The 16,524-nt window shown below is 69.7% G+C and carries 15 protein-coding genes and 1 riboswitch; of the genes, 6 read left to right on the top strand and 9 right to left on the bottom strand.

The window, feature by feature from the left end; all coding sequences use genetic code 11:
- Nucleotides 1-44 precede the first annotated feature (44 nt).
- The 9 genes from murD to ACN0RJ_RS07330 are packed head-to-tail and all read right to left on the bottom strand — an operon-like array spanning nt 45 to nt 9,716.
- The gene (gene murD / locus ACN0RJ_RS07370) at nt 45-1,451 is read right to left on the bottom strand and encodes a UDP-N-acetylmuramoyl-L-alanine--D-glutamate ligase (protein WP_417723852.1); all 1,407 of its coding nucleotides are present in this window, start codon (nt 1,449-1,451) and stop codon (nt 45-47) included.
- Nucleotides 1,448-2,023 (bottom strand): DedA family protein, encoded by a 576-nt coding sequence (locus ACN0RJ_RS07365; RefSeq protein WP_417723851.1) that lies wholly within the window; start codon nt 2,021-2,023, stop codon nt 1,448-1,450. Before ACN0RJ_RS07365 ends, murD begins: the two co-directional genes overlap by 4 nt.
- 7 nt (nt 2,024-2,030) lie before the next feature.
- Nucleotides 2,031-3,113 carry a phospho-N-acetylmuramoyl-pentapeptide-transferase gene (mraY, locus tag ACN0RJ_RS07360; RefSeq protein ID WP_417719921.1) on the bottom strand — a complete coding sequence of 361 codons (1,083 nt, stop codon included), beginning with the start codon at nt 3,111-3,113 and terminating at the stop codon, nt 2,031-2,033.
- Between the two features lie 12 nt (nt 3,114-3,125).
- Nucleotides 3,126-4,556: a UDP-N-acetylmuramoyl-tripeptide--D-alanyl-D-alanine ligase gene (locus ACN0RJ_RS07355; protein ID WP_417723850.1), complete on the bottom strand. Its 1,431-nt coding sequence runs from the start codon at nt 4,554-4,556 to the stop codon at nt 3,126-3,128.
- Complete coding sequence (locus tag ACN0RJ_RS07350; RefSeq protein ID WP_417723849.1) at nt 4,553-6,037, bottom strand: UDP-N-acetylmuramoyl-L-alanyl-D-glutamate--2,6-diaminopimelate ligase; 1,485 nt, start codon at nt 6,035-6,037, stop codon at nt 4,553-4,555. Before ACN0RJ_RS07350 ends, ACN0RJ_RS07355 begins: the two co-directional genes overlap by 4 nt.
- A 60-nt stretch (nt 6,038-6,097) precedes the next feature.
- A complete protein-coding gene (locus ACN0RJ_RS07345) occupies nt 6,098-7,885 on the bottom strand; it encodes a peptidoglycan D,D-transpeptidase FtsI family protein (protein ID WP_417723848.1) in 1,788 nt (595 codons plus the stop codon).
- Nucleotides 7,882-8,226 (bottom strand): cell division protein FtsL, encoded by a 345-nt coding sequence (ftsL, locus tag ACN0RJ_RS07340; protein ID WP_417719917.1) that lies wholly within the window; start codon nt 8,224-8,226, stop codon nt 7,882-7,884. Before ftsL ends, ACN0RJ_RS07345 begins: the two co-directional genes overlap by 4 nt.
- The gene (gene rsmH, locus ACN0RJ_RS07335; protein WP_417719916.1) at nt 8,226-9,209 is read right to left on the bottom strand and encodes a 16S rRNA (cytosine(1402)-N(4))-methyltransferase RsmH; all 984 of its coding nucleotides are present in this window, start codon (nt 9,207-9,209) and stop codon (nt 8,226-8,228) included. The genes ftsL and rsmH overlap by 1 nt, the downstream gene beginning before the upstream one ends.
- 9 nt (nt 9,210-9,218) lie before the next feature.
- On the bottom strand, nt 9,219-9,716 hold the full coding sequence (locus ACN0RJ_RS07330; protein WP_417719915.1) for a division/cell wall cluster transcriptional repressor MraZ: 498 nt from the start codon (nt 9,714-9,716) through the stop codon (nt 9,219-9,221).
- A 704-nt stretch (nt 9,717-10,420) separates the two neighbouring features.
- Nucleotides 10,421-10,613: riboswitch (cobalamin riboswitch) on the top strand.
- A 130-nt stretch (nt 10,614-10,743) separates the two neighbouring features.
- Here ACN0RJ_RS07330 and ACN0RJ_RS07325 point away from each other — a divergent pair.
- The 6 genes from ACN0RJ_RS07325 to ACN0RJ_RS07300 are packed head-to-tail and all read left to right on the top strand — an operon-like array spanning nt 10,744 to nt 16,521.
- Complete coding sequence (locus ACN0RJ_RS07325) at nt 10,744-12,609, top strand: TonB-dependent receptor plug domain-containing protein (RefSeq protein ID WP_417723847.1); 1,866 nt, start codon at nt 10,744-10,746, stop codon at nt 12,607-12,609.
- Nucleotides 12,596-13,402, top strand: coding sequence for an ABC transporter substrate-binding protein (locus ACN0RJ_RS07320; RefSeq protein WP_417719913.1), 807 nt, complete (start codon nt 12,596-12,598; stop codon nt 13,400-13,402). The genes ACN0RJ_RS07325 and ACN0RJ_RS07320 overlap by 14 nt, the downstream gene beginning before the upstream one ends.
- Nucleotides 13,399-14,376 carry a FecCD family ABC transporter permease gene (locus tag ACN0RJ_RS07315; RefSeq protein ID WP_417723846.1) on the top strand — a complete coding sequence of 326 codons (978 nt, stop codon included), beginning with the start codon at nt 13,399-13,401 and terminating at the stop codon, nt 14,374-14,376. The genes ACN0RJ_RS07320 and ACN0RJ_RS07315 overlap by 4 nt, the downstream gene beginning before the upstream one ends.
- Nucleotides 14,373-15,122, top strand: a complete 750-nt coding sequence (locus ACN0RJ_RS07310; protein ID WP_417723845.1) for an ABC transporter ATP-binding protein — start codon at nt 14,373-14,375, stop codon at nt 15,120-15,122. Before ACN0RJ_RS07315 ends, ACN0RJ_RS07310 begins: the two co-directional genes overlap by 4 nt.
- Nucleotides 15,119-15,901 (top strand): cobalamin-binding protein, encoded by a 783-nt coding sequence (locus ACN0RJ_RS07305; RefSeq protein WP_417719910.1) that lies wholly within the window; start codon nt 15,119-15,121, stop codon nt 15,899-15,901. Before ACN0RJ_RS07310 ends, ACN0RJ_RS07305 begins: the two co-directional genes overlap by 4 nt.
- Complete coding sequence (locus ACN0RJ_RS07300) at nt 15,898-16,521, top strand: MotA/TolQ/ExbB proton channel family protein (RefSeq protein ID WP_417723844.1); 624 nt, start codon at nt 15,898-15,900, stop codon at nt 16,519-16,521. Before ACN0RJ_RS07305 ends, ACN0RJ_RS07300 begins: the two co-directional genes overlap by 4 nt.
- The last annotated feature ends 3 nt before the right edge of the window (nt 16,522-16,524 follow it).

The raw sequence follows: 16,524 nt of genomic DNA, 5'->3' as shown, positions 1-16,524 counted from the left end.
GACGGGCGGGCGCCGCAGCGCCCCTGCGCGGCGAAAAGCGCCGCTCAGCCCCGGGCGAGGACCGCCGCCACCTTTTCCGCGAAATCCTCGCCGCGTTTTTCGAAACTGTCGTACTGATCGAAGCTGGCCGCGGCCGGGGCGAGGAGCACGACATCGCCCGGCTCCGCCTCGGCCGAGGCGGCGGCGACGGCCGTGGCCATGTCGGTGCAGATCTCGGCCTCGACCCCCGGCAGGCCGAGCGCGAACTTCGCCGCCTCGCGCCCGATCACGTAGGCCTTGCGCACGTTGGGCAGGCCGGGGGCGAGACCGGCAAGCCCGCCTTCCTTTTCCAGCCCGCCGCAGATCCAGCGTATGTTGCGGAAGGCCAGCAGCGCCTTGACCGCGCTGTCGACATTGGTCGCCTTGCTGTCGTTGACATAGCTCACGCCCCCCGCCTCGGCGATGGTCTGGGAGCGGTGCGGCAGGCCCTCGAAGCTGTGCAGCGCCGTCTCGATGTCGCGCGGTGCGAGGCCGAGCGCGCGGGTCGCGGCATAGGCGGCGCAGGCGTTCTGGTGATTGTGCGCGCCGGGCAGGCCGCGGATCTCGCGCAGGTCGATGCCGGCCACCTGCCGCCCCTTGCGCCATTCGGTGAGAAACCCCTTGCGGGCAAAGACCAGCCAGCCGGGTCCGGAGAGCTTCTGCCCCGACGAGATCCGGATCACCCGGTCGTCGGTCGGCCCTTCGGAAAGCTGGTTGGCGAGGTAGCGGCCCTCGGGCTCGTCCATGCCGATCACGCAGCGGTCCGGACCGCCTTCGGCGAAGAGGCGGCGCTTGGCGGCGAAATAGCCGCCCATGCCGCCGTGGCGATCGAGGTGGTCGGGCGAGAGGTTGGTGAACACCGCGACATCCGGCGTCAGCGCGCGGGCAAGGTCGGTCTGGTAGGAGGACAGTTCGAGCACGACCACGCCGCCGTCGCCCGGCGGATCGATGTCGAGCACGCCGCGCCCGATGTTGCCGGCAAGCTGGCTTTCGCGACCGGCGCTCTGCAGGATGTGATGGATCAGCGCCGAGGTCGTCGACTTGCCGTTGGAGCCGGTGACGGCGATGACCTTGGGCGGGCTGTCGAAACTGTCCCAGTCGCCGCTGCCGACCGACCGGAAGAACAGGCCGATGTCGTTGTCGACCGGCACGCCCGCCGCCCAGGCCGCCGCGATCACCGGGTTCGGCGCGGGGTAGAGATGCGGGATGCCGGGCGAGACCACCAGCCAGTCGACGCCGTCGAAGCCGCCCGCGCGGGTGAGGTCGCGCACCGTCAGGCCTTCGGCCTCGGCGCGGTCGCGCGCGGCGGGGTTGTCGTCCCAGACCAGCGGCAGCGCGCCGCCCTCGCGCAGCGCCCGCGCCGCCGAGAGGCCGGACCGCCCCAGCCCGAGCACGGCGACGCTGCGCCCTTCCATATTCGCCACAGGGATCATGACCCGCCGTCCTTCCGTTTCCTGCGCCACCGGATCACCGGCCAGAGCAGCGCCGCGCCCAAGACAAACACCAGCAGCGCAACGCCGAGGTGGATATGCAATTCGTGATGCCCGAAGGCGGCGACGATCGCCGCCCCCGCGCCATAGCCCAGTGCCGCCAGCACATGCGCCCAGATCAGCACCGCCACGGCATTGATCGCCGCGAAGCGCGCCCATGGGATGGCCGTGGTTCCGACCATCATGGCGCCGACGGTCTTCATCCCGTAGAGGAACCGCACCCCGAGGATCGCCGCCTCGGGATGCCGGGTCAGCCGGGAATGCAGCGCCCGCGCCGCCGGCCTTGCCAGCACCCGCCGCGCCAGGGCGCCCTGCCCGGCCCGCCGTCCGATCAGGAAGCAGATGTTGTCCGCGATCACGCCGCCGAGCGTCGCCGCCAGCGCCACCGCCTCGAACGGGAACAGGTGCCGGTGCGCCAGCACCCCTCCGAGAAAGGTCACCGTGTCGCCTTCGACCACCGCGCCCAGCACCAGCCCCGGCAGGCCCAGCGTCTGGATCAGGTGCTCAGGGTGCACCTCGCCCTCAGCGCAGCTTGAGCGTGGCGAGACCGATCAGGGCCAGGATCAGCGAGATGATCCAGAAGCGTATGACGATCTGCGGTTCGGCCCAGCCCTTTTTCTCGTAGTGGTGATGGATCGGCGCCATCAGGAACACCCGCTTGCCGGTGCGCTTGAAGTAGAGCACCTGGATGATGACCGAAAGCGCCTCGACCACGAAGAGCCCGCCGACGATGGCCAGCACGATCTCGTGCTTGGTGGCCACCGCGATGGCGCCGAGCGCGCCGCCGAGCGCCAGCGAACCGGTGTCGCCCATGAAGACGGCGGCGGGAGGCGCGTTGTACCACAGGAACCCGAGACCGCCGCCGATCAGCCCGGCGGAAAAGATCAGGATCTCGCCCGTGCCGGGGACGTAGTGGACGTCGAGGTATTCGGTGAAGTCGGTGCGCCCCACCGCGTAGGCGATGATGCCCAGCGTGCCGGCCGCGATCATCACCGGCATGATCGCCAGCCCGTCGAGGCCGTCGGTCAGGTTCACCGCGTTCGCGGCCCCCACGATCACGATCATCGAGAACGGCACGAACATCCAGCCGAGGTTCAGCAGCGCGTCCTTGAACACCGGAAAGGCCAGTTGGTTGGTCAGGTCCGCCGGGTGGAACCACGCGGCCCAGCCCCCCGCGACGGCGGCGATCAGAAAGCCGAGCCCGAGCCGCACGCGCCCCGACACCCCGGCGGTATTCTGCTTGGTCACCTTGGCGTAATCGTCGGCAAAACCGATGGCGGCATAGCCCATGGTGACGAACAGAACCATCCAGACGAAGGCATTGTCGAGCCGCGCCCAGAGCAGCGTCGAGGTCAGCAGCGCCCCGACGATCAGCAGCCCGCCCATGGTCGGCGTGCCCGCCTTGATGAAATGCCCCTCGGGGCCGTCGTCGCGGATCGGCTGTCCCTTGCCCTGACGCTTGCGCAGCACGTCGATCAGCGGCTTGCCGAAGATGAAGCCGAAGATCAGCGCGGTCAGGAAGGCGCCGCCGGCGCGGAAGGTGATGTAGCGGAACAGGTTGAAGATGTCCCCGCCGTCACTCAGTTCCGTCAGCCAGTACAACATGGCCAGTCCCCTTCAGTTTCCGCCCGCGGGCGCATGGCCCATTTTCCGGATCGCGTCAACCACGCGGGCCAGTGCCATGGACAGCGATCCCTTGACCAGCACCACGTCGCCCGCATCCAGATCGTGCCGCACGCGCTCCGCCATGGCGGCGCTGTCCTCGGTCCAGTGGCCGCGCTTGGCCTCGGGCAGCGCGGCCCAGAGGTTGCGCATCAGCGGACCGATGCAATGCACGATGTCGATCTTCTCCATCGCCGGATTGGCGGCCAGCCCGACGTGCAGTTCGACCTCGGTCGTGCCCAGTTCCTTCATGTCGCCGACATAGGCGATGCGCCGCCCCTGGGAGACCCGCCCGAGCCCGTCGCGCGGGTGCGCCCCGGCCAGCACCTCGAGCGAGGCGCCGAGCGAGGCCGGGTTGGCGTTGTAGGCATCGTCGATCAGTTCCAGCGTCAGCTGCGTCTCGACCGGGTCGAGCAGGATGACCTCGCGCAGGCCGCGCCCCGCCCCGGCCTGCCACTGGCCGAGCGCCGTGACCGCCATCGCCCGGTCCAGCCCCAGCGCATGGGTCACGGCAAGCGCCGCCATGCCGTTCATCGCGAAATGCCGCCCCGGCGCCGCGACCTTGTAGAGGACCGGAGTCCGCCAGGCCCGGCCCTGCGCCACGGTGGTGGCGTCGCAGATCGTGACCTCGGTGATGCGGTGATGGTTGTGCGCCGCCTCGCCGAAGTCGATCACCTGCGCGGCGCGGGTCTCGGCCATGGCGCGCAGGATCGGCGTCACCGGCAGGTCGCCGTTGATGATCGCGGTGCCGCCCGGTTCCAGCCCGTCGAAGATCGCGCCCTTCTCGCGCGCGATGCCTTCGATGTTCTCGAAGGCCGCCAGATGCGCCGGCGCGACGATGGTCACCACGGCCACATGCGGACGTGCCATGCGGCTGAGGGGCGAAATCTCGCCCGGGTGGTTCATGCCGATCTCGATCACGGCGAAATCCGCCTCGCGCGGCATCCGTGCCAGCGTCAGCGGCACACCCCAGTGGTTGTTGTAGCTCTTTTCGGCCGCGTGGACCTGGCCCTGGTCGCCCAGCACCGTGCGCAGCATCTCCTTGGTCGAGGTCTTGCCGACCGATCCGGTCACCGCCACGACCTGCGCGCGGGTGCGCGCGCGCCCTGCCCGGCCCAGCGCCTCGAGCGCGGCCTGCACGTCCTTGACCAGCAGCAGGCGGCTTTCGTCGACTCCCTCGGGGATGCGGCTGACCAGGGCCGCCGCCGCGCCGCCGGCAAGCGCCGCGGCCACGAAATCATGCCCGTCCCGCGCGGCCCTGAGCGCCACGAACAGATCGCCCGGCGCGAGGCTGCGGGTGTCGATCGACACGCCGTGCGCCTCCCAGTGACCGGTGGCCTGCCCGCCGGTCGCCTCGGCCGCTTCCCTTGCCGTCCAGAGCGTCACAGCCCCCTCCCGTCCAGCGCCGCGACAGCGACGCTCGCCTGTTCCACATCGTCGAAGGGATAGATCGTGTCGCCCACGATCTGCCCGGATTCATGTCCCTTGCCGCAGACCAGCAGCGCATCGCCCGGCCCGAGAGCATCGACACCGCGCAGGATCGCCTCGGCGCGGTCGCCGACCTCGATCGCCTCGGGCGCCCCGGCCAGGACCTGCGCACGGATCGCCGCCGGGTCCTCCGAGCGGGGGTTGTCGTCGGTCACGATCACGAGGTCCGCATGTTCGTGCGCCGCCGCCCCCATGAGAGGCCGCTTGCCGGAATCGCGGTCGCCGCCGGCACCGACGATGGCCACCAGCCGCCCCATGACGTGCGGGCGCAGCGCCCGGATCGCGGTCGACACCGCGTCGGGGGTATGGGCGTAGTCCACGTAGACCGCCGCGCCGTTGTCGCGCGTCGCCGCAAGCTGCATCCGCCCGCGCACCGTCTCGAGCCTTTCGAGCGCGCGAAAGACGTCCTCGGCTTCCGAGCCGCAGGCGATGCAGAGCCCCGCCGCGACCAGCGCGTTCTCGCCCTGGAAGCCGCCGATGAGCGGCAGGCGCAACTGCTCCACGACACCGTGCCAGGACAGGCGCAGTTCCTGCCCCGTCGCGTCGAAGCGCTGCCCCAGCAGGCGCAGATCCGCGCCCTCGGCCTCTCCGACGGTGATCGTCGCCTGCCCGCGCGCCTGCGCGATGGCCAGGATATCCACGCCGCGCGCATCGTCGATATTGACGACGGCGGTGCCCTCCTCCGGCAGCACGCGGGCGAAGAGCCCGGCCTTGGCGGCAAAATATTCCTCGAAATCCGCGTGGTAGTCGAGGTGATCCTGCGTGAAGTTGGTGAAGCCCGCCGCCTTCAGCTGGACCCCGTCCAGCCGGCGCTGATCCAGCCCGTGCGACGACGCCTCCATCGCGGCGTGATCCACGCCCTCGCGGGCGGCATCGGCCAGCGCCTTGTGCAGGGTGATCGGTTCGGGCGTGGTGTGGCGCAGCGGCGCCTGCCAGTCGCCCTCGACCCCGGTGGTGCCGAGGTTGACCGCGCGAAAGCCCAGCTCCTGCCAGATCCGCCGCACGAAGGTCGCCACGCTGGTCTTGCCGTTGGTGCCGGTCACCGCGACCATGATCTCGGGCTGCGCACCGGACCAGAGCGCCGCCGCATAGGCCAGCGCCTGGCGCGGATCGGCGGCGATCACCACCGCCGCGCCGGACTCGCCCAGCGCTTCGGCGGCAAGCCGCGCGCCCTCGGCATCGGTCAGGATCGCCGCGGCGCCCTGCGCCAGCGCGGTGTCGATATAGGTGGCCCCGTGCACGCGCGTCCCGGGCATCGCGGCGAACAGGTGGCCCGGCATCACCGCCCGGCTGTCCACGGAAATCCCCGAGATCCGGGCATCCCGCCCGCCCCGCGCCGTCAGACCCAGCTCCGACAGGCTCCTGGTCTCATCGCCCATGACGGCCCCGGTCCTTCTTCTTGTTCCAAATACGCACCGGCAACACCGACCGTAAGCGCATCATTGCCGGACCAGCGTTGCCTCCGTCACTTCGCGCAAATCGTACTGCGGACGCAACCCCAGAAGCGGCGCGATCCGGCCGATCATCTCGGCGGCGACGGGAACCGCGGTCCAGCCCGCCGTGCGGCGCGGCTTCTTCCCGGAGGTCTCGACCGGCTCGTCCAGCGTCACCACGACGGAATAGCGCGGGTTCTCGGCCGGGAAGATCCCCGAGAAGGTGGCGATCACCTTGTCCTTGTAATAGCCGCCCCCGCGTTCCTTGGGCTTGTCCGCCGTCCCGGTCTTGCCGCCGACGTGATAGCCCGGCACCTCGCCGAAGCTGGCGGTGCCCTCGGTCACCACCTTGCGCAGCATCGAGCGCGCGGCGGCGGAGACCTGCTCCGACATCACCCGGTCGCCGAGGTGCGGCCCGCTCTGCTTGAGCAGGGTCGGCGCGATCCGGCGTCCGCCGTTGGCGATGGTCGCATAGGCCGCCGCGAGATGCAGCGGCGAGGTGGAAATGCCGTGCCCGTAGGAGATCGTGACCGTGGACAGATCCGTCCAGCGCGCCGGCAGCAGCGGCTGGCCGCCCTTCGCCTCGACGATCTCGACCGGGGTCGGCACGGTGAGGCCGAGCGCCTTGAGGAATTCCTGCTGGCGCGTCCTGCCGATGGCGAGCGCGATCTTGCCGGTGCCCCGGTTCGAGGATTTCACGATCACCTGCTCGACCGAGATCTCGCCGTAATTGTGCCCGTCGAATTCGCCGATCCGGAACCCGCCGACCTTGAAGGGCGGGCGGGTGTCGATGATCGTGCCGGGATTGACCAGGCCCAGTTCCATCGCCTGCGCCGCCGCGAAGATCTTGAAGGTCGAGCCGAGTTCGTAGACCCCCTGCACCGCGCGGTTGAACAGGGGGCTGTCGCCCGGGCTGCCCTCGGTCGGCGGGCGGGGCCGGTCGTTGGGGTCGAAATCCGGCAGCGAGGCCATGGCGATGACCTCGCCCGTGTGCACGTCCATCACCACCGCCGCCGCGCCCTTGGCGTTCATCAGGCGCATGCCGGCATCCAGGACCCGCTCCATCGCGGCCTGCACGGTCACGTCGATGGACAGCTCCAGCGGCGCGCCCTCGCGGGCGGGGTCGCGCAGTTCCTTGTCGAAGTACTTTTCCAGCCCCGCGGTGCCCACCACCTCGGCGGAATGCACCCCCTCGCGGCCGAAACTGGCGCCGCCCATGATATGCGCGGCAAGGCTGCCGTTGGGATAGAGCCGCATCTCGCGCGGGCCGAACAGCAGGCCCGGCTCGCCGATGTCATGCACGGCCTGAAGCTGCTCGGGAGAGATTTTCTTTTTGACCCACAGGAACTTGCGCGTTCCGGTGAAATCCTTCAGCAGGCGCTCTTCCTTCAGGTCGGGAAAGATCTTGGCCAGCTCCTTGGCCGCGCGCACCGGTTCGACCATCTGGTGCGGATGGGCGTAGAGCGAATGCGTCTCGATGTTGGTGGCCAGCAGCCGCCCGCGACGGTCGACGATGTCGGCGCGGCTGGCGATGATCGAGGCGCCGGTGGCGGCGGCGCGCGGCTCGGTCGGTTCGGTCGCGGCCATCACCCCCATGCGGGCACCGATGGTGCCGAAGGCGCAGAAGAAGCACAGCCCGAGCACCAGCAGGCGGCTTTCGGCGCGCACCCGCGAGCGGTCGCGCATCTGTTCGTGCCGGATGCGCAGGTTCTCGCGTTCGATGGCGTCGGGATTTTCGCCCTTGTGGCGGGCTTCGAGAATGCGGGCGAGCGGGCGGAGCGGCGTGCGGGTCATTCGCTCGCCCCCGCGCTGGAGACGTCCACCGGGTCGGTCACGACCAGCGCGCGGGTTTCGGGATAGGCCACCTGGTCGATCGTGCCGAACTGGTCCGGGCGCATCGGCAGGAGGCCGAGACGGGGAAAGTTGATCTCGGCCAGGTCGCGCAGCCGGTCGGGCCGGTTGAGATAGGCCCACTCGGCCTTGAGCACGGCGAGCCGGGCCCGCGCATCGGTGATGTCGCGCCGCAGGTCGTCGACATTGTCCAGTGCCGCCTGGGTTTCGTAATTCTCGTGATAGGCCCAGAAGGCGAGCCCGATCAGCGCCATGAAGGATGTGACGTAGAGAAGCGTTCGCATCAGCTTTTCCCCCTCAGTTGCGGCATGGAAATGATGTCGGCCCCGATGTCGCCCGCGGCGGCCTCGGTCCGTTGGGCGACGCGCAGGCGGGCCGAGCGCGAGCGCGGGTTCTGCGCCAGCTCCTCGTCGTCCGGGCCCACGGCCTTGCGCGTGATCAGCACGAAGCGCGCCGCGTCCTGCTCCTGCTCGGGGGCATGGCGGCTGACCGAGCCCAGCCGCCCGGCCCGCGCCTGCATGAAGCGCTTGACCATGCGGTCCTCGACCGAATGAAAGGTGACGACGGCGAGCCAGCCGCCGGGCTTCAACGCCCGTTCGGCGGCCATGAGCCCGCGCCAGAGCGCGCCGTATTCGTCGTTCACCGCGATCCGCAACGCCTGGAAGCTGCGGGTGGCGGGGTGCGACTGGCCGGGCTTGGGCCGCGGCAGGCAGGCCTCGACGATAGAGGATAGTCGCGCCGTGGTCTCGATCGGCTCTTCGGCGCGGGCCTTGACGATGGCCTTGGCGATCCTGCGCGAGGCGCGCTCCTCGCCGTAGGTATAGAGCACGTTGGCCAGCGTGGTTTCGTCCAGCCGCTTGACCAGGTCGGCGGCGGATTCCCCCGCCTGCTCCATCCGCATGTCGAGCGGACCGTCCTTCTGGAAGGAAAATCCGCGCTCCGCACGGTCGAGCTGCATCGACGAGACGCCGAGATCCAGCACGACCCCGTCGGCGCCGGTCACGTGGTCATCCATGTCGGCGAAGTTGGCCTGCACGAGGTCGAGACCGGGATACTCCGCGACCCAGGCTTCGGCCATCTGGTGCGCCAGGGGATCGCGGTCGATGCCGATGACCCGCTCGGCACCCGCCTCCAGCAGCCCGCGCGCATAGCCGCCGGCCCCGAAGGTGCCGTCGACCCAGGTCCCCCGGACCGGCGCGACCGCCTCCAGCAGGGGGCGCAGCAGAACCGGAACGTGGGGGGCTTTCGGAGGGGTATCGGCTGCCATCGGAGCGCCCTACCCGCCGAAGACCAGGCTGAGGGGATCGAAGCCCTCGCCATGCTCGTCCAGCAGCGCCTCGACGGCGGACCCGGCGTTGGCGTCGAAGACGTCCTTGTTCCACATCTCGAAGAAGTCGCCCATCGCGACAAGACGGGTCATGCCGCCCTCGGGCAGGCCGATCTGCTCCCGCCGGTCCTTGGGCAGGACGATCCGGCCGTCGCGGTCGATCTCGATCTCGCAACAGGGGTCCAGCATCATCAGGCTGGCCAGGCGCCGCTCCTTGGAGCCGCGCGGCATCGCCTTGATGCCCTCCTCGATCTCCGAGAAAGCTTCGATCGTATAGACTTGCAGGCAATTCTTGAGATGGGGACCGAAGAGAAGCACGAGGCGCGCGGAGCGGCTCGGAAAAAGCGGATCGCCCTCTTCCAGTACGCGACGGAAATCAGAAGGGATCGACATGCGCCCCTTGCTGTCGACCTTCTGGTCGCATCCGCCTCGGAAGAACGAACCCACTGCCCTACGGTCCCTTCACCCCCCTTTGAACGTAATACGGCGGGCTGATCTGCTGCCACTGATCAACCCGCCGCCTTGACCCGTCTAGCGGGTAGGTCCGACTGCGCGCGCCACCTGGGGGGATGTCTGCTCGCTCGCGCGCCGGATTCTGTCGTCACGATGAAGGCCGGGGCCTGTATGAACCTGCTCTTTTATGTTCGGGGATTTTTATCCGGGGTCGTTGCCCCTGTGTCCCGTCCCTCATCGTGGTTTAATGTATCTCATGGGATTTTATGGAAGGCAACACAAAAATGACCCAGTTGCGCCACATCATCTTGTCCACAGCCCCTGTGGAAAACAACATATAGGGGCAGATCCTGACAATTATCACGAATATGTGGGGAATTATTTTACCAAAACCACAATATCTAGTAACGGATCCGTGAGTCAAAACAGTGTCCGCAAGTACCATGAATTCCCGGAAAAAATGCTTCACACCCATTCCGGTACCATGTCGTCCCATGAAAATGCCCGGAATTTCACCTCAAGATCGGCCTCCAACATATCAGATTCATGCGGATTCCGCCATCACCTTCGCGAGAATCGATTCGATCCGGCGACTCCGGCACCGGGCGTCGGATTCCAGACGGGCGGGATGACCCCGGCGGAGGGCACGACGCCCCGACCTGCCCGTTTCGCCACCTTGCGCGGCTTGCCGCAGCGCAGTATGGGTTTCGGACCTCGGTCCGGGCATCTGCCCGGGTAATAGGGAACGCGGTGATACTCCGCGACTGCCCCCGCAACTGTGAGCGGCGAGCGCGACCGGCATCATGCCACTGGGGGATGCATCCCTCGGGAAGGCCCGGATCGCGCGACGACCCGCAAGTCAGGAGACCTGCCAAGGTGATCACCCTCCCCGGCGCGGGGCGCGCATGAGGGAACGGTCCTTCCGTTCGTGGTGACGACTTCATCGTTCCGGGCGGATTCCGTCTGTCCGGTGCATTTCTTCACCGGGGGCCGCCCCCGACCGACCACGAGGACCCCGGGGATGAGCCGCATTCTCTGTACCGTTTCCACCTTTGCCCTCTGCGCCGCACCGCTCGCCGCGCAGGAGGCGATGGATCTGGAGATGATCACCGTCTACGCCAACCAGACGGATTTCACCCTTGCCCGCACCGGCACCTCGGTCGAGGTTCTGACCGGCGAGCAGATCGAACAATCCCCCGCGACGACCCTCGCCGACACGCTCGACGACCTTCCCGGCGTCAGCGCGGTGGGCAACGGCGGCCCCGGCCAGACCACGGCGCTGTCGATCCGCGGCCTGCCGAACCGCTACGCCCCGGTCTACGTGCAGGGCATCGAGACCACCGACACCTCGGCACCGCAGGCGATCTTCAACTTCGCCAACGTCCTGCCCGGCGGCGTGACCCGCGCCGAGGTCGTGAAGGGGTCGCAATCGGCGCTCTACGGCTCCGAGGCGATTGCCGGGATCGTGGCGCTCGACCTCGCCCGCGCCCCGCAGGAACCCGGCCGCGAAGGCACCGCCACCCTGGAAGCCGGCAGCTACGGCACCCGCAGCGCGACCCTCACCTACGGCATCGCGCAGGACGGCTGGGGCCTTGCCCTGTCCGCGTCGCGCTTCGTCACCGACGGCTTCAGCGCGGTCGAGGCCCCCGGCTATGACGAGGACGACGGGTTTGCCGCCACCCAGATCGGTCTCGACGGCTATGTCGACGTGACGCCGGACCTGCGTCTCGGCCTGTCCGGCTTCACCTTCAATTCGGACGGCGATTACGATGCCAACACCTTCGGCAATCCCGAAGAGGGCACCTTTTCCACCGACAGCTACGGCCTGCGCGCCTATGCGCAGCTTCAGACCGGCGCCGTGGCGCACGAGCTGTCCTTCTCGCGCTACGACATCGACCGCACCGTCTCCTCGGGCGGCTTCGACGACGGGTTCACCTCGGTGCGCGATGTCGCCGCCTATTCCGGCACCTGGCAGATCGACCCCGACCGCAGCCTGACCTTCGGCCTCGATCACAGCCGCGAGGAGGCGAGCTTCTCCGCCGCCACCTACGACGCCTTCTGGACCCGCAACGGCACGGCGCGGAATTCCGAAGAGGTCGACAACACCGGCGTCTTCGCGGAATACGCGATGGCCTGGACGCCGCAGCTCGACATGGTGCTGTCGCTGCGCCACGACGAACATTCGGAATTCGGCGGCGAATGGTCGGGCCGCGCGGCGCTCAGCTACCGCGCGACCGAGGCGCTGACCCTGCGCGCGACCCTGGCCAAGGGCTACCGCGCGCCGTCGCTCTACGAGCTGTTCGATCCGACCTACGGCAACACCAACCTCGATCCCGAGACCAGCCGCAGCTACGAACTGGGCGCCGACTATGCCTTTGCCGGCGGCGCGCGCGTCGGGGCGACGATCTTCCACACCGAGATCGAGGACCTCATCAACTACGACTTCGCCGTCGGCGGCTATGCGCAGGTGCCCGGCACCTCGGTCTCGCGCGGGGTCGAACTGACGGGGGCGGTGCCGCTCGGCGCGCGGGTCGACCTGACCGGCAGCTTCACCTACACCGATGCGCGCGACGCCAATGACGACCCGCTCCAGCGGGTGCCGCGCTACGACCTCGCGCTCGGGCTGGATGCGCGGATCACCGACGCGCTGCGGGCCGGGGTGACGCTGACCCACAAGGCGGATTTCCCGGACACCTACGGCATCGGCTTCGCGCCGGAATCCGTGGACGATTTCACCACGGTCAACGCCTCGGTCTCCTACGAATTCCGCAACGGGCTGCAGGCCTACCTGCGGGTCGAGAACCTGTTCGACGAACAGTACAACGTGGTGCCCGACTACCAGACCTCGGACCGGGCGGCCTATTTCGGGATCCGTGCGTCCTTCTAGGCTCATAACCCTCGCCGCCGCGCTCCTTGCCGGCGCGGCGGCATGGGGCGGCGCACCGCAGCGCGTCGTCTCGCTCAACGTCTGCACCGATCAGCTGGCATTCCTGCTCGCGGCACCGGGGCAACTCATCTCGGTCTCGCCGCTGGCGCATGATCCCCGCACCTCGGCGCTGGCGGCAGAGATGGCCGACCTGCCGCGCAACGACGGCTCCGCCGAGGCGGTGGTCCTGCGCCGCCCCGACCTCGTCCTCGCGGGAAGCTGGACGACACGCGCCACCGTGCAACTGCTCGACCGCCTGGGATATCGCGTGGAAACCTTCGCACCCGTCACCTCGCTCGACACCGCGCGCGCCAACATGCTGCGCATGGGCGAGCTGCTGGGCCGCGAGGCGGAGGCACGGGCGATGGTCGCCGATTTCGACACCCGCCGAGCCGCCCTGACGGCGCCCGCGGGGCGGCGGCCGCGCGCGGTCTACTACATGCCCTACGGCACCACCGCCGGCGCGGACTCCCTGACCGGAGACCTTCTCAACGCCGCCGGCCTCGACAATCTCGCGCCGCCGTCGGGCCACCTGTCGATGGAGGAGCTGGTCCTGTCGGACCCCGACCTGATCCTGGTCGGACGGCCCTACGCGGGTCATGCGCGGGCGACGGAGTATGCCTCCCACCCCGCGCTGCAGGCCACCGGCGCGCTGCGCGAGGTGGCGGACGGCACGAGCTGGACCTGCGAGACGCCCAAGCTGCTGGAGGCGCTCGCCACCCTGCGCGCCATACGCGACGAGGTGACGGAATGAGGCTGCTCGCCCCTCTCGCCCTGCTCACCCTGGCGCTGATGCTGGTGTCGCTGTTCCTCGGCTATGCGCCGATCCCGCCGGGGGCGGCGCTGCGCGCGCTGCTGGGCGGGGACGACCCCCTGCTCACCACCGTGATGCGCGAGATCCGCCTGCCGCGCGCCCTGCTGGCGGCGCTGGTCGGCGCGGCGCTGGGACTATCCGGCGCGGCGATGCAGGGCTACCTGCGCAACCCGCTGGCCGAGCCGGGACTGATCGGCGTGTCGGGGTCGGCGGCGCTCGGCGCGGTGATCGCGCTGCAATACGGGCTGGCCTCGGCCTTTGCGCTGGCGCTGCCGCTGATGGCCCTGACCTTTGCGCTGGGGGCCGTGGCTCTGATCATGGTGCTGGCCGGGCCGCAGGGGTCGTCGCTGACGCTGATCCTCGCGGGGATCGCGATCTCGGCGCTGGCGGGGGCGCTGACCTCGCTGGCGCTGAACCTCTCGCCCAATCCCTACGCCACCTTCGAGATCGTGTTCTGGATGATGGGCTCCGTCGCCGACCGCTCGCTGAGCCATGTCGCCCTCGCCCTGCCGCTCATTGCGCTCGGCGGGGCGCTGCTGCTGACGCTCGGGCGGGCGCTCGACGCGCTGACCCTGGGCGAGGATGCCGCCCAGGCGCTTGGCGTGTCGCTGCGGGGACTGCGGCTGCGGCTGCTCTTCGGCACCGCCGCCGCGGTGGGCGCGGCCACCGCCGTCGCCGGAGCCGTGGGCTTTGTCGGGCTTGTCGTGCCGCACCTGCTGCGCCCGCTCTGCGGCAACCGCCCCTCGCGCCTGCTGCCCGCCTCCGCCCTCGGCGGGGCGGCGATCCTGCTGGCCGCCGATATCGCCGTGCGGCTGGTCCTGCCGGAGCGCGACCTCAAGCTCGGCGTGGTCATGGCGATCCTCGGCGCCCCGCTGTTCCTGCACCTGATCTACGCCACGCGGAGGCGCGCATGAGCCTGCTGGCCCTCGATACGCTCACCGTCACGCGCGGCAGCCGCCCCGTGGTCGACGGCGTGTCCTTCACCGTGGAGCCCGGCGAATGCATCGGGCTGATCGGCCCCAATGGCGCGGGCAAGACCACGCTGATGCGCGCGGCTCTGGGGTTGCTGCCCCATGCCGGCAGTTCCTCGCTGGCCCGGATGGTGCCGCGCGCCCGCGCCCGCGCCGCCGCCTGGCTGCCGCAATCGCGCGAGATCGCCTGGGGCATCGACGTCGAAACCCTCGTGGCGCTCGGCCGCCTGCCTCACGAAAGCCGCGCCGGCGAGGCCGGGCGTGCGGCCGTCGACGAGGCGCTGGCCCGCATGGGGCTGGAGGGGTTCCGCAAGCGCCGGGCCACCGAACTGTCCGGCGGCGAACAGGCCCGCGTCCTCATTGCCCGCGCGCTGGCGCAGGAGGCGCCGCTGCTGATCGCCGACGAACCGGCGGCGGGGCTCGACCCGGCGGCGCAGATCGCCACGCTCCGGGTGTTCCAGCGCCTTGCCACCGAAGGTCATGCGGTGCTCGTCTCGCTGCACGACCTGACCCTCGCGGCTCGGCACTGCACCCGGCTGCTGCTGCTCGACCACGGCAGGCTGGTGGCCGACGGCCCCCCGCGCGCCGTGCTGACCGAAGACAACCTCGCCCGGACCTTTCACCTGCGCGCCCGTATCCTCGATACCGCATCGGGCCCGCTTCTCGAACCACTGGACGTCCTGACATGACCCCCGAACGCATCGTCTGCCTGACCGAAGAGACCGTCGAAACGCTCTACCTTCTGGGCGAGGATCACCGCATCGCCGGGGTTTCGGGCTATGCCGTCCGCCCCCCGGGCGTGCGCCAGCAGAAGCCGCGCGTGTCGGCCTTCACCTCGGCGGACATTCCCAAGATCCTCGCGCTCGATCCCGATCTGGTGCTGACCTTCTCGGACCTGCAGGCCGACATCGTGGCCGATCTCGTACGCGAGGGGATCGAGGTGCATGCCTTCAACCAGCGCGACATCGCCGGCATCCTGCGCATGATCCGCACCCTCGGCGCGCTGATCGGCACCGTGGACAAGGCCGAGGCGCTGGCCCGCAGCTACGAGACGCGCCTCGACATGCTGCGCGCGAAGGCGCCCGCGTGCCGCCCCCGCGTCTGGTTCGAGGAATGGGACGAGCCGCTGATCTCGGGCATCGGGTGGGTGTCGGAACTGATCGCCATCGCCGGGGGAGAGGACATCTTTTCCGAACTCGCGGTCGAGAAGGCCGCGAAGGACAGGATCGTGCCCCCCGAGGCGGTCATCGGCATGAAGCCCGACATCATCATCGCCTCCTGGTGCGGCAAGAAGGTGCGCCCCGAACGCATCGCCGCCCGCCCCGGCTGGGACCGCATTCCCGCCGTGCAAAGGGGCGCCATTCACGAGATAAAGGCACCGCTGATCCTGCAACCCGGCCCTGCGGCCCTCACCGACGGGCTGGATGCGCTGCTGGCGATCATGGCGCCGCAGAGGGCGGAAACATGACCCGGATCGCGGAAGTCCTGAACCTCGGCGGCCCGGCGCTCTGGGTAATCTTCGCGCTGTCGGTGGGCACGCTGGCGCTGATCCTGTGGAAGGCCTGGCGGCTGTCCGTCGCCGGGGCCTGGCGGCGCGAACGCGCGGAATCCGCGCTTGCGCTCTGGCGCGCGGGGCGGCGGGCCGATGCGCTGGAAACGCTGCAAGCGCGCGGCGGGCTGCGCGCCCGCTTCCTGCGCGCCGCGATGGAGGCCCTGTCGCGCCAGTCCGACGCCATCGCCCGCGAAGAGGCCGCCCGCGTCGCCCGCGCCCTGCTGGCCGAGGCCCGCGCCGGGCTGAGGGCGCTGGACCTCGTCGTGATGATCGCACCGCTGATCGGCCTTCTGGGCACCGTGCTCGGCATGATCGAGGCGTTCCAGGCGCTTCAGGAAACCGGCGCGCAGGCCGATCCCTCCGCCCTCGCCGGCGGCATCTGGGAGGCGCTGCTGACCACCGCAGCGGGCATGGCGGTCGCCATCCCCGCCTCCATGGCGCTCAGCTGGTTCGACAGCGTGGCCGAGGCGCTCACCCACGATTTCGAGGACCTCGCCGCGCGGCTCTTCACCACGCCCGAGGCCCCGGCACGATGAGAC

It is taken from the genome of Salipiger sp. (genome assembly GCF_048261495.1).
GTDB lineage: Bacteria > Pseudomonadota > Alphaproteobacteria > Rhodobacterales > Rhodobacteraceae > Salipiger.
This window is presented reverse-complemented; position numbering and strand designations above follow the sequence as displayed.